At 73.8% G+C, this 12,583-nt stretch carries 9 protein-coding genes; 3 read left to right on the top strand and 6 right to left on the bottom strand.

Annotated features, from left to right (window positions below):
• A complete protein-coding gene (locus tag FED44_RS33595; protein ID WP_208759318.1) occupies positions 1 to 2,616 on the bottom strand; it encodes a CHAT domain-containing protein in 2,616 nt (871 codons plus the stop codon).
• Between the two features lie 163 nt (positions 2,617 to 2,779).
• On the opposite strand from FED44_RS33595, the gene FED44_RS33590 reads away from it, so the two are divergent.
• From FED44_RS33590 to FED44_RS33580, 3 genes are read left to right on the top strand one after another with little or no spacing between them, the layout of a single operon-like run.
• The gene (locus FED44_RS33590) at positions 2,780 to 4,366 is read left to right on the top strand and encodes a S8/S53 family peptidase (protein ID WP_138463193.1); all 1,587 of its coding nucleotides are present in this window, start codon (positions 2,780 to 2,782) and stop codon (positions 4,364 to 4,366) included.
• Positions 4,367 to 4,422: 56 nt separating this feature from the next.
• Positions 4,423 to 4,986, top strand: a complete 564-nt coding sequence (locus FED44_RS33585) for an RNA polymerase sigma factor (RefSeq protein ID WP_208759317.1) — start codon at positions 4,423 to 4,425, stop codon at positions 4,984 to 4,986.
• A gap of 25 nt (positions 4,987 to 5,011) precedes the next feature.
• Positions 5,012 to 5,449: a peptidase associated/transthyretin-like domain-containing protein gene (locus tag FED44_RS33580; RefSeq protein ID WP_138463191.1), complete on the top strand. Its 438-nt coding sequence runs from the start codon at positions 5,012 to 5,014 to the stop codon at positions 5,447 to 5,449.
• Between the two features lie 78 nt (positions 5,450 to 5,527).
• Here FED44_RS33580 and FED44_RS33575 read toward each other — a convergent pair whose 3' ends face one another.
• Genes FED44_RS33575 through FED44_RS33560 form a run of 5 tightly spaced genes read right to left on the bottom strand, consistent with a single transcriptional unit; the run spans position 5,528 to position 12,573 of the window.
• Positions 5,528 to 6,298 (bottom strand): peptidoglycan-binding protein, encoded by a 771-nt coding sequence (locus FED44_RS33575; RefSeq protein WP_117408829.1) that lies wholly within the window; start codon positions 6,296 to 6,298, stop codon positions 5,528 to 5,530.
• Positions 6,270 to 6,419 carry a hypothetical protein gene (locus tag FED44_RS36170; protein WP_165900820.1) on the bottom strand — a complete coding sequence of 50 codons (150 nt, stop codon included), beginning with the start codon at positions 6,417 to 6,419 and terminating at the stop codon, positions 6,270 to 6,272. The genes FED44_RS33575 and FED44_RS36170 overlap by 29 nt, the downstream gene beginning before the upstream one ends.
• Entirely contained in the window at positions 6,416 to 7,414 is a 999-nt protein-coding gene (locus FED44_RS33570; protein WP_138463190.1) for a hypothetical protein, read from the bottom strand. Before FED44_RS33570 ends, FED44_RS36170 begins: the two co-directional genes overlap by 4 nt.
• A complete protein-coding gene (locus tag FED44_RS33565) occupies positions 7,411 to 10,329 on the bottom strand; it encodes an OmpA family protein (RefSeq protein WP_138463189.1) in 2,919 nt (972 codons plus the stop codon). Before FED44_RS33565 ends, FED44_RS33570 begins: the two co-directional genes overlap by 4 nt.
• Positions 10,330 to 10,347: 18 nt before the next feature.
• Positions 10,348 to 12,573: a hypothetical protein gene (locus tag FED44_RS33560; RefSeq protein WP_138463188.1), complete on the bottom strand. Its 2,226-nt coding sequence runs from the start codon at positions 12,571 to 12,573 to the stop codon at positions 10,348 to 10,350.
• Between the last annotated feature and the right edge of the window lie 10 nt (positions 12,574 to 12,583).

The raw sequence follows: 12,583 nt of genomic DNA, 5'->3' as shown, positions 1-12,583 counted from the left end.
TCAGGCCGCGCCGATCGCCGTGAAGGACCACGCGGTCGCCTGGTGGAGAGGATCGTCCGGGATCTCCCGCCTGGCGTCGCGCAGGGCCTCCGCGGTGGAACGCCCGGCGCTCAGCCCGGCGTGGAGCGCCAGCATCAGGGGGATCACGGCCTCGTCGTGCACCGGGACGAGACCCGCGACGATGCCGGCCGTTCCCAGCGGGAGCAGCGCGGCCGCGAGGCCGAGCAGCTCGTCGGCGCCCACGGGCTGCAGACCGCCGGAGTCACAGCTCGGCAGGATGATCCGGTGGGGTGCCCGGCCCAGCCGTTCGAACTCGTACACGGTCAGCGGACCGTCGGCCATGCGAAGACTGGAGAACATCGGGCTGTCGGCTCTGAAGATCCCATGGGCGGCGATGTGCGCGAGCCGGGCGCCGTCGATCGCCTTGAGGACGGCCGAGGCCGTCGCGCCACCCTCCTCCAGGACGGCGGCGCCGCCGTACAGCCGGGCGAGTGGCGGCACCTCTCCCCCGCCGCTGCCCAGGCCGGGGCCCCGGACGAGCACGATTCCCGACGCCGGGCCACCGGCGGGCGGAGGGACGAGATCGACCGCCCGCAGCCAGGCGCGGGCGGACGGCGACACGCTCACCACGCGGTCGCGCAGCGCGGGGAGCACGGCCCACGGCACGCCGTGCAGGCGCCCCGGCGGGACGATCACGATCGGCCCCTCCCCGAGATGCCGGGCGGCCTGCCCGAAGAGCATGTCCTGGAGACGCCGGCCGGCCTCCTCGACCAGCGCGAGCCGCCGGGGCGCTCCCTCGTAGGCCAGCCGCCGCAACCCCGCGCGCAGATGCTCCACCTCGGCCGCCGCGTCGGCGATCCGCCCCGCGCCGTACCCGCGGACCCGCCCTTCGCCGCACAGCAGCACGTGCAGGTCACCGTCGACCTCGGCGATCTCGACCAGCCTGGTGCCGCCGAGCCTGCGGAGCATCGCCCCGGCGTCGAAACGGTCGCCACCCGGCTCTCCCCGGGCGCGCATGGTCAGCGTCCGGCCGCGGATCTCCCGCTCCAGCCGCGCCCGTTCCCGATCGAGCGAGGCGACGGGGGCGCCGGCGGAGCGGGCCGCGTCGGCCCGGCTCGCGATCTCGCGGAAGGCCGTCACATCGCGCAGCAGCTCCCGGTCGCCGGGCGAGCGCGCGGGCGGCACCGCCAGGGCGGTCGCCCGCCAGCGTTCACTCCACGCGAGGAGCCGCCGCGCGTCCCCGGACCGGCGGCTGACCCGCTGCGCGAGCGCGGCCAGCTCCGCCCCCCGGGCCGTGGCGCGGGCCCGCAGCTCGGACGCGCCCAGCGTCAGCCTGTGCTCGTCGAGCACGTCGAGCCCCCGGCGGCACGCGTCGAGCACGCCCCGGGGCCGCCCCTCGGACTCGGCCCGCAACGCGTGGGCGAGCCAGCCGTCGGCCCGCGCGAAGGCCGGTCCCCTGAACCGCCCCCGCGCGGCTCGCGCCAGGTGGGGCGCCGCCTCCTCGGCCCGGCCCAGCGCGAGCGCGGCCCGGCCGGCCAGCAGGAACGCCTGGACGTCCTCGGGTGAGCCCAGCCGGGACAACGTCGCGGCGAGGGCCGCGGCGTCCCGGGCCAGGCTCGGGGAGATCCGCCCCGAGGCGAAGCGGGCCTGGCACAGTGTCAGGCGGGCGTGCGTCTCCCACCACTCCCGCTTCTGCGCCGCGAACAGCCGGATCGCCGGCCGTACCCGCGCGATGGCCGTGTCGGGGTCGCCCGCCGCGAGCGCCGCGCCCGCGGCGGTGAACAGGAGCTGCGCCCGCCTCGTGGGCTGCCCGCCGGTCCGGTCGAGCAGGTCGATCGAGGCGTCCGCGCGTTCGAGTGCCTCGCGCGGCAACCCCGCCGCCATGAGCGCGGCGCAGCGTTCCATCTCCAGGACGAAGGCGGGCGTGCCCAGGGCGAGGTAGCGTCCGGCCGCCTCGTCGAAGTGGCCGAGCGCGGCCGGGAGGTCTCCCGACCGGAAGGCGGCGCGACCGCGGTTCTCCAGCGCCACGACCTTGTCGTGCTCCTGGTCCGTGGTCGCCCACAGCCGCTCGGCGACGAGGAAGTCCTGGTCCGCGCGCTCCACGGAACCGAGCGCGAGCAGCAGGGTGGCGCGGAGGGTGAGCGCCCGGGCCGTATAGATCGTGTCGCCCGCCCCGCGCAGCTCCGGGAGCGCCCGCCGCAGGTCGTCGAGGGCCTCCCGGTGCCGGCCGAGGATCCACAGCGCCCCCGCCCGCAGGAACAGGATCTTGGCCGCGGACACGCCCGCCGACCGTTCGCGGGCCTGGTCGAGCGCGGCCAGGCCCGGCCGCGTACGACCGGAGTGGACGAGGGCGATGCCCAGAGTCGCCAGGACGTCGGCCTCGCGGGTGGCCGAGCCCGTCCTCCGGGCCAGCGCGCGGGCCCGCCGCAGATGCCCGAGGGCGGTCGTGAGGTCGCCGAAGTCCCGTTCGAACAGGCCGAGGACGTGGTGGGCCACCGACGCCTCGAACGGGCCGGGCCGATTGGCGAGCAGGGCACGCGCGCCCGCGAGGGCCTTCCGCGGCTGGGAGAAGACCAGGGGCAGCAGGTCGAGCGGATCTCGGGGGTCCCCGGCCACGGAAGGGATGCTAGACGCGGGCCCGCCGGTTCGTCCACACTGCTGCCCATCGGGGCCCGCCTCCTGCCCGCGGTTCCGCCCGGGCTCTCGCCGGCCGGTGTATCAGCGCCGGGTGACGCCGCTCCTGATAGAGGATCCGAGCGACCACAGGAAAGGGACCGTCATGGACACGACGCCGGAGCAGCCCTCCAGGGACGCCCTCCACCGCCGGTTCTGGCGGCAGTTCGGGCTGGTCCTGGCGGAACTGCCGGCCGGGATGTGGCTGGAGGTGGCCGAGGCGTCCGCCACGCGCGACCCCGAGGGCCCCGTCGCCCGATGCCACGTGGTCCGGTCTCCGGAGGACCGCGGGTATCGCGAGGCGCTCGCCGCGGGGCTCACGACGCTCGCTCCTCCGCCCCTCGACGACTTCGAGCCCGGATACGTCTACGAGAAGGACGTGCTGGTCTGCCATGACGAGGAGGGCCGCGACGAGCTGCGGCGCCTCGTGCCCGGGGTGGAGGAGGACGTCGCGCGGAGCCGCGAGTCGTCCGCGGGGACCGTCATGCGGCTGACCGCGGAGCCCGGGACGGGCGGGTCGCGCGTGCTGGACGCGCTGCGCGGCCTCCCGGACGGCGCGCGGGTGAGCCCCAACTACCTCGTCTCCATCTGCAACGTGAACCTCTGCCCGGCGGACGAGCCCCGCGTGCCGTCCCGCAGGCTTCCCGTCCCTCCGGTGAACAGGGACGCCGGCGCCGGGCTCGGCACGTCGGTCGTCGTGATCGACACCGGCCTGGTGGTGAACTGGGACCTGGACGAGCGCCTTGAGGTCTACCCCTGGCTGCGGGACGAGGACGGCCGCGTGACCGGCAGGCTGGAGCAGCGGGACGGTTCGGACCTTCTGGACGACGTGCCCCCGCGCGTGCTGCCGGGCGAGCCCTGGGACTCGACGTCGCTCCCCACCGGACAGGTGGCGGGTGAGCTGAGGGGCCAGGCGGCGAGCGGCGTCGTCCACGAGTACGTCGGCCACGGGACGTTCATCACGGGCGTGGTGCGGTGCGTGGCGCCCAGGACCAGGGTGCGGACCTACAACCGGCTCCAGTGGGCGGGTACCACGGACGCGGACGGATTCGGGCGCCATCTGCTCGACGCCCTCGCCGACTACGAGGACCGCAACGGCGCCTGGCCCGACGTCATCAGCCTCTCCGCGGGCGTGCGTCCCCTGCCCGGCGAGTCCCTCCGCAGCCTCGACGCCTTCATGGAGGAGTTGCACAGGCACGAGAACACGGTGCTGGTGGCCGCCGCCGGGAACGACGCGAGCGATCAGCCCTTCTACCCCGCGGCGTACGCCCGGCACGACCCGAGCGTGATCGCCGTCGGAGCGCTCGACGCCACGCAGAGCCGCCGGGCGGTGTACAGCGACCACGGCCCCTGGGTCAGCGTCTACGCCCGCGGCTCCTACCTGGTGAACGCCTTCGCGTTCGGCTCCTACACCCCCCTGCACCCCGACGACGAGATCTTCGGGGAGAGGCCGGTGGACGAGGACGGCTACGACGACCCCGGTGACGGGCTGTTCCACGGCCTGGCCCGGTGGAGCGGCACGTCGTTCGCCACGCCGCTCGTCGCCGGTCTGATCGTCGCCCGGATGTCGGCCGCCGGGGAGTCGAGCGGGGACGCCGCCCGATGGCTGCTCGGCCGGGCCCACGCCCAGGCCGTCCGGGACGGGGACGGAAGGCCGCTGCCGCGGCTGCTCGTGGACCAGGAAGTCCGGTAGCACCGGGCCGGGGATACTGCGTACCATGCTCACCCCCGGATGTGAGGACGGGCCGCGTGGACAGCGACTCAACGGAACACCTCTTCCGGGCCGCGGCCGACGGCGACGGCGCGGCCTGGGAGGCGCTCGTCGGGCGCCTCAGCCCGCTCGTGTGGTCGGTCATCCGGTCCTACCGGCTCATCGACGCCGACGCCCACGAGGTCTTCCAGACCTGCTGGTTCCGGCTCGCCGACAACCTCGGGAGGATCAAGGAGCCGGACCGGGTCGGCTCGTGGCTGGCCACGACCGCCAGGCACGAGTGCCTCAAGGTCATCCGGGGCTCCCGCCGGGTCATCCCGACGAGCGACCTGGACGTGCTGTCCCCCGGCGCCGACGACCGGTCGCCGGAACGGGCGGTCCTGGACGCCGAGGAGGCCGACGGCCAGGAGGCGCTGCTGCGGAGCGTCTGGGAGGCGTACGAGCGGCTGTCGGAGAACTGCCGGCGCCTGCTGCGGGTGCTCATGGCCTCGCCCCCGCCGTCGTACGCCGAGGTGGCGGCCGGCCTCGGCATCGCGATCGGGAGCATCGGACCGACCCGGGGCCGCTGCCTGGCACATCTGCGGAAGCTGCTCGCCGGATGAGCCGCCGGATTCGAGGAGGCGCGGCGTGAACGAGGACACCGAGCTGGAAGGGCGGCTGCGCCGGGCCGCCGAGCTCTTCGACCCGGTGCCGGAGAGCCTCCTGCGCGTCGCGAGGGGAGCCTACGCCTTCCGCACGGCCGACGCCGAGCTCGCCGATCTGACCTTCGACTCCCTGGCCGGACCGGCCCCGGTGCGCGGCGGTGCGCAACCCCGGCTGCTGACCTTCGACGGCCCCGGGGTGTCGATCGACCTGGAGATCACCCCGTCCGGCGCGGGCGGACGTGTCGTCGGCCAGGTGATGCCCGCGCAGCAGGCGACCGTGGAGGTGCGAGGGGCCGCGCCCCGCACGGTGACCACGGACGGCCTCGGCCGCTTCCTCATCGGCGACGTGCCGTCCGGGCCGTTCAGCGTACGCTGCCGGGCCGGTGACACCGCGTTCACGACCGAGTGGGTCACCGTCTGACCTCCGGCGGCGACACGTCGTCGCCCTCCCCCGCGACTCCTGAAGCGGGAGAGGGCGACGACCTCGACGGCGTACGGCTCAGACGGCGATCGGGGCCTCCCACAGCGCCTTCCAGGTCTTCGCGTCGACGATGCCGGTCGGTTCGATCCCCTGACTCCTCTGGAAGTCCATGACCGCCGACCTGGTGGCGGGGCCGAAGTCGGCGTCGATCCCGGACGGCCCGAGGCCGAACCGGCGCCGCCGCAGTTTCTCCTGCGCCCGCCGGACGTTCGCGCCCTTCCGGCCGAGCTGGACGACGCCGGGAAACGCGGGGGCGTCCCCCAGCTCGGCGAGAACGGAGATGAGCGAGACGTCGGGCTCCGACGGCAGTCCGTCGTAGGCCGGGCGGCCGTACCCGGCGACGAAGGCGCTCGTCCGGCGGCGCCTGACACAGGAATCGCCGATGTTGCCCTCGATCGTCTGGATGTCGTCGGGCGAGAAGACCTTCTCCACCGCGGCGACGTGGTCGATGAACTTGAGCTCCTTCTCGCCGTGCCAGTCGAAGAAGACGATGTCGCCCGGCCGGATGCCCGCGGCGCCGCGGCGCCAGCGCCCGTTGTCCCGGAACCAGGCGGCGTGGGCCGTGGTCAGGCTGAAGTCGCCCACGAGACGCAGCATGTCCGGCCCGCCCGCCGCGAGCGCGCACTGCGCCACGAACATGTCGCACCACGGCCCCCGGTCGAACGCCTCCGCGGGCCGCAGGTTCTTCCGCTTGCGGAAGGTCACCCCGAACACGGTCTCGCGGCTCGGCGGCTCGTGGTAGCCGAGATACCTGCTCATCTCACGGAGCAGCTCGCTGGCCTTGGGCATCGCGCGTCACCTCTTCGTCGATCGCGTCGTAGTCGGGCTCCTCGAAGATCTGGGGCGGGTCGCCCGGCGCGGGCCCGGGCTCAGGCCTGGGCTCGACGGGCGGGAGAGTGTCACCGGTCATACGTCAATGGCACCGCGCGGACGCGCGTCCGGACATGAGTAGGCCCCTACTCCGATTCGCGGCGATTTTCCTGTTCGCGCTGGTGTTCCGGGCGAGATCCCGACGCTCGTACGGAGGCTCCGGCCCTCCGGGTCCAGGCCGAGCGTGACGAGACCGGCGCGCCACGCCCCGGTGCCCGCCGCGCCTGACAGCATGGCGTTCACCGGGCCGTTCACCATGCCGCTCACCATGCCGTTCACCAGGGCGGAGAGCATCGCGGGCCCGGCGGGGAAGAGCGTGCGCGCCGACGCGAACAGCGCCAGCTCGGTCGCGCCGTCGCTCCCCCGGGCGACGCTCAGCCCGAGCCGGCGGCCCCTCAGCCGCCCCAGCCCGTCCGCGAGGCCGCGCTCGACCGCGCCGAGGGCGGCGCCGTGGCCGGTGGCGTGCAGGAACGGCAGGAGGTCGAGCGGATCGACCTCGGGCAGGCGCACGTAGACCTCGGTCCGGCCGCGCGCCGGTTCGACGCCCAGCATGCGCGCGCGGGCGCCGTGCGGCAGCAGGCCCCACGGGAACGACGACGGAACCGGCAGGCCGGGCGGGGGGAGCTCCGGGGGGATCTCGGCATAGAGCTTCAGCCGGGAGGACCCGGCGCGGGCCGGGGACTCGCGCCCGCCGATCCACGCGCCGAAGCGCAGGCCCGCCCCCGCCTGGGCGTGCCGCAGGGCGCCGGCGAGCGCCGGGTCGGGGGCCTGGCCGTGCGCCGCCAGAATCGCGACGGCCAGGTCCAGCCGGGCGGAGTCCGCCACCTCCGGAGGAGCCACCTCCGCGGTCCAGCGGAACGCGTCGCCGCCGATGGTCAGCTCCACCGGGAACCCGGACGGGGTGAGGCGGCTCCAGCGGGTGACCACCTCCGGCCAGGTGCTCTCCTCCAGCCGGGTGACGGCGGCGTCGAGCGGCGGCGGCAGCGCACGCAGACCGGCGGCCTCGCGAACCAGCCGCTCAAGCGTCCGTCTCATGACGCCGGCCCGATGGGGATCAGCGTCTCCTCCCCGTCCACCGGAGGTCCCTGGACCAGGTGGCCCTCGGCCGTCACGATCGTGACGCGGTGCCGGAAGGTCCGCACCGCCGGGTCCAGCAGCGCGATGCGCAGCCGCAGGGGCACGCGGGCGTCCGCCGGGATCTCCAGCCGCTCGCTGCGGTGGTAGCCGTTGCCGGGATCGTCGTACTCGACGTCCAGGAAGGCCATCCGGATCGTGCCGGGCTCGAAGACGGGGACGGCGCGGATGTCGAGGGCGTCGAGGAACGGATCGTCGACGGGGAGGAACGACGCGTCACCGGCGATCGGTCCCGAGGTGCGGACCGAGCCGTTCCTGAGGTGGTGGGTGAAGCGGGCCGTCCAGCCGCGCCGGTCCGGGCGGGTGAGGCGCAACCGCCACGTCTGGGCCGCGCTGCCGGGCCGCACCCGGAAGACGTCGCGCCGCTGGAACGTCGCCCCGTCGTCGTACGACACCTCGACGTCGACGGCGTCCACGGCACCGGCGTCGATCCTGTTGGGGAAGATCTCCAGCTCCAGGAAGCCCAGGTCGTCGTTCGGGTCGGCCTTCAGCGTGCGGTCCGTGCTCCGCCTGGGGGTGATGTCGTAGCTGAGCCTCTCCCCCGCCCAGCCGGAGTCGGCGCGGAAGTGGTGCTGGAACCCGACCTGGAACCCGAGGTCGCGCGCCTCGTCGAGGAAGGTGGTGAACCGTTTCGGCCCGGGATCGAGCGCGGTGAGCCGGAAGTCGGCGTCGCGATGGTCGTGCGGGTCGCCGTAGTCGATGCGCACGTCGGTGGCGAAGAGCCCGATGCGCTCGAAGTCCACCGGCGTGACCACGTCGACCTGCAACTGCTGGAAGAACGGGTCGCGCAGATCCACATTGAGGAAGTGGGCGGATTTGTCGGGTAGCTGGTCCAGCAGGAGCCCGATGAACCCCTGCGGGGCGTAGACGCGCTTCACCGCCTTCCTGCGGTCGTACAGGACGGTGAGCCGCTTGCGCTCCTCCTGCCGTACGAACCTGAGCCGGAAGGACACGAGCGCCGGGATCCCCCCACCGCCGCCGGAGGGCGCGGGGGTGGGGGTGGGAGTCGGTGTGGGCGTGGGAGTGGGCGTGGGAGTGGGCGTCGGCGTGGGGGTGGGCGGCGTCACCGGGGCCGCCGACCGCGCCAGGACGGCCTGGATCGACACCGCCGGGTCCGCGCCCTGCACCCTGCCCGTGATCTCGACGACCCGGTCCTCGTCGCGGCCCACGCGTCCCGCGGCCTGGGCGCGCGAGAAACCCTTGGCCTCGCTCGCCACGATCGTGGCCCGGTTTGCGATGACACCGCGGGCGACGGCCAGCCGCCGCTCGGAAAGGCGCTGGTTGAGCGCGGTCGTCCCCGGCGAGGAGTCGCCCTCGTAGCTCGCGTGGGCGACGACGGTCACGTTCTTCGGCGGGACGAGCCGGTGGTCCAGCCAGTCGCGCAGCGCGGCCGCGCCGGACGGCGGAGCCGTACGACCGGGGGCCGTGCTCTGCGAGAAGCGGGCGTCCGGGGGCGTCGGGGCGTCGAGCAGGTAGGAGGTGTAGACCGGGTTGCCCGGGGCGGCGGAGAAGCCCTGTTCCCGGGGCTGGTCGAAGGTGAACCCCAGCGTGAACGTCTCGTCGGCGGGCGGGGAGGCGGGCCAGTCCACGGTCACCGGGAGGGTCGTGCCGGCGGGAACGTCGACGCTGACCGTCCCCGCGCCGTCGAGGACGAGGGCCCGGCCGCCGACGGTGACGGTCGCGCCGGGAGGCCCCTCGACGCGCAGGGTCTCCGTCTGCTCGTGGGAACCCGGCACGAGCGACACTCCGTACCCGGTGGGAAGGGGCGAGGGGGCCGACCGGATGACGGTCAAGGTGGCGGCCGGCGGCGCCCCGGTCCCGGCCCCTGTGGCCGCCGTGGCCGCCGGTCCCGTGGCACCGGCGCCCGCGCCGGGGCTCGTACCGGGGCTCGTACCTGGCGAGCCCGCGGCGCCGGTGGGTGACGGCGTGGACTGGCCCAGCTTCCTGAGGCGTTCCAGCACCGCGTCGAGTCCCTCGGGCTGGTCCGCGCCCTGCAGCCGCCCCAGGTCGAGCGACGGTTCGAACCACTTGGCCAGCAGGTCGTTCTTGAAGAAGTCGAGGGCCCACTTCTCCTTGGCCTCGCGGTCCGCCGTCCCGTCGAAGTCGATGACCTTTATCTGGATCGCCCCGTCCTGGACCAGCTTCTCGAATCCGGCGTCGATGCCCGCCCGGACCCAGTAGACCTGCGCTTCCAGGCTCGCCGAGAAGTGGGTGTAGACGCGTTCGAGATCGGCGGTGATCTCGACCTTGAGGTCCGGGGTCAGACCCGAGTACTCCAGCTCGTACACGACCCCGATCGGGGTGAGGCCGTGGGCGAAGGCCTGTTCCAGGATGATCGCGCCCTCCCGGTCGAGCACGAGGGAGAACGCCGCGGTCTCCTCACCTGTGAGGGACGGCGTGGTCGCGCCCAGGATCTTGGTGACGGCGGTGAAGCCGCCCGGAGGCGCCTCGGCGGCCGTGGTGCCGCCCGGCCCCTCCAGGTTGAGCGCCACGACGCGTACGGTGCCCCGCTCGACGGGGGCGGGGGCCAGCCTCGCTCCGCCGTCCGGGACGAACCCGGCGAGCCGCCCCATGATGGTGTCCCGGGTCCGCTGGGGCAGCTGGACGACGGCCTCGAACATCAGGAAACCGCCGCCCTCGATCCCCGCGTCCGCGACCTCCTGGCGGAACTTGATGAAGCTGAACGCCGGCCGCCCGTCCGGCCGCCGGCCGAGGGCGACCTGGGTCGCGAGGTACCAGAACTGGGTCGGGTCGGCGTGGTCGCGGAACACCGTCACGCCGTCGACCTCGAACGTGTCGGAGCCGAGCTGAAGCAATGGTCCGTCCCTTCTCGCTCAGGGCCTGGCCGGGATCGTGACGTCGTCCTGGTCGAAGCGCCTCCAGTCCTGCTCCGGGCTGAGCCCGTTGCGGAAGAACCGGCGGATCTTGAGTTCGTACGCGTCGGCGGTGGCGAAGTCGAACTCGAACACGGCGGTCGCGTCCGGAGCGGAGAGGTCGACGGCGTCCTCGAAGGAGAGCCCGGCCGGCTCGTCCTTCGCGCGGGCCTCGACGTGGATCCGTTTGAGGCCCTGCGTCGCGAAGTCCGCCGGGGCCCGCAGCGTCACCGCCCGATGGCCGCGCACGTCGGCCCGGACGAAGATCCTCGTGCCCACCGTGGTCGACCACGGCCCCTCGATGAGCGTGGTGTCCTTCATGAGCACGGTGACGCGGTAGCGGGTGTGACCGGCGCCGGGGTCGGTCCGCTCGGCGACGAAGGTCCGCGGCGACCGGCCCGAGACGATCTCGATCGAGTCCTCGGCGCGGATCCCGTTCGCCGGATCGTCGTAGACGAGGTCGACCCAGGCCCGGTCCACCACGGCGAAGTCCAGCACGGGAACGATGGTCACCTTCAGCCGGTGGGGGAAGGGATCAAGCACGTCGAGCTGCGGCCCGGCGAGCGGCGCGAACGGCGTGACGTGATCGCGGTTGTCGGCCGCGCGGTAGGTGAGCCGTGCCATGACCGGCCCGGCGGGCGGCCCGACGAGGAACCGGAGCCACTCCGTCTGCGGCTCGTCCGACGTGAGGTGCACCACGTCGTCCTGCCGGATCCCGTGCGCCGGATCGTCGTACCGGAGCTGCACGTCGATCCGGGGATAGCGGTCGAACGGGAAGCTCGGCAGGGTGAGGACCGGGATGGTCTCCAGGGAGAACAGGTCGCGCGGCTCGATCCCCTGGATCTCGCCCAGCACCTGGGTGGCCGCCTCCGAGACGAGCCTGGCCGGCCGCTCCCCCGCCTCGGCCGGCTCCAGGTCGACCGCGAACGTGAGGTCCACCGGCTGGATCATCTGCCCGTCGGCGACGACGGACGGCCACTCCACCACGGCGGACGGCGCGCCGGCGTCCAGCCGTACGGTTCTGGGCTGCCCCTGGTAGGTCAGGGTCGCGGTGATGGAGCGGACCGGGTCGTGGGCGAAGTCGGCGTGGGAGACGACCTGGACCTTCCGCCTCTTGAACCAGGGGTCGTCGGCGTCGATCCTCCGTACCAGCCGGTCGCGGTCGAGACCCGCCCCGAACACGCGGAACAGGCCGTCGAGGTGCCCCTGCGGATAGATCGTGCGCCGCGCCGTCGTCCGTTCCGAGAAGTTCACGTCGAGCCGCTTGGCGTCGATCCGCGTGTAGTGGAGCTTCTTGTACGTGAAGACGCCGGTCGGTGTGGTGCGTTCCGGGGCGAACGACTTGATCACCTCACGCGCCCGGTCCCAGCCGTCGGGCGGCCGCCGCAAGGGGTCCAGCGAGCTCTCGAAGAAGGCGTCGGTGATCATGTCGCGGACCCGGGCGGCCGCGGCGTTCCTGCGGTCGAGGACGCCTCCGGTGTCGTCGTCCTCGGGGACGGTGGTGTCCACCTCGTACGTGACGGCCCGCTCGTCCTCCAGGCGCTCCACGACGTCCTGGATCTGGATGTCGGTGAACTGGCCCTCGTGGCCGAACGTCTCGTCCAGGATGTCCTGCGTGCGGTCCCAGTCGATCGACAGGCGCACGTGGTACGCGGGGCGCAGCGCCAGGTAGTCGAGGGAGTAGACGACGCCGATGGGCGCCAGATCCCCCGCCATCGCCTGGTCGAGGACCGTGACCCCGCGCTCGTCGAGCTCGACGGAGAACGCGGCGCGGTTGTCGCCGAACAGCGCGGGCTTGGCGGCGTGCCGGACGGCTCGGACGAACCCCGCGCTCCCCGTGTCCCCGTCCGTGGCCCCGAAGATCATGAGCTGCACGGAGCCGTCGACGACGGGCACCGGGGCGAGCCTGGGCGGCTCGGCCAGACCGGCCAGCCGCTGGAGCTCCCGCCGTACGGTCTCCATCTCGCCCGGGGGCATGCCGAGATCGACGTCGAACTCGGCGAAGCCGCCGTTGAGCGACTGCGAGCGGATCTTGAGCAGGAGGAACGCGGGGACCTCCACGCCGTCCTCGGTCCGGGCCGAAAACCGGGGAGCGAGCGGCAGGTAGTAGAACTGCAGCGGGTCCGCGTGGTCCCGCATGATCGACACCCCGTCGATCAGGTAGTACGGCGGTGCCTCTATCAGCATGAGTGGCCCC

It is taken from the genome of Microbispora triticiradicis (assembly GCF_005864065.1).
GTDB lineage: Bacteria > Actinomycetota > Actinomycetes > Streptosporangiales > Streptosporangiaceae > Microbispora > Microbispora triticiradicis.
Note: the sequence above shows the minus strand (reverse complement) of the source record. Positions and strands in the feature narration are given on the sequence as shown.

What these genes read in the sequence shown, in the direction of transcription:
- FED44_RS33590 (WP_138463193.1), top strand. Translation starts at nt 2,780, where the DNA reads ATGGACACGACGCCGGAGCAGCCCTCCAGGGACGCCCTCCACCGCCGG.
- FED44_RS33575 (WP_117408829.1), bottom strand. Translation starts at nt 6,298, where the DNA reads ATGCCCAAGGCCAGCGAGCTGCTCCGTGAGATGAGCAGGTATCTCGGC.
- FED44_RS36170 (WP_165900820.1), bottom strand. Translation starts at nt 6,419, where the DNA reads ATGACCGGTGACACTCTCCCGCCCGTCGAGCCCAGGCCTGAGCCCGGG.
- FED44_RS33570 (WP_138463190.1), bottom strand. Translation starts at nt 7,414, where the DNA reads ATGAGACGGACGCTTGAGCGGCTGGTTCGCGAGGCCGCCGGTCTGCGT.
- FED44_RS33560 (WP_138463188.1), bottom strand. Translation starts at nt 12,573, where the DNA reads ATGCTGATAGAGGCACCGCCGTACTACCTGATCGACGGGGTGTCGATC.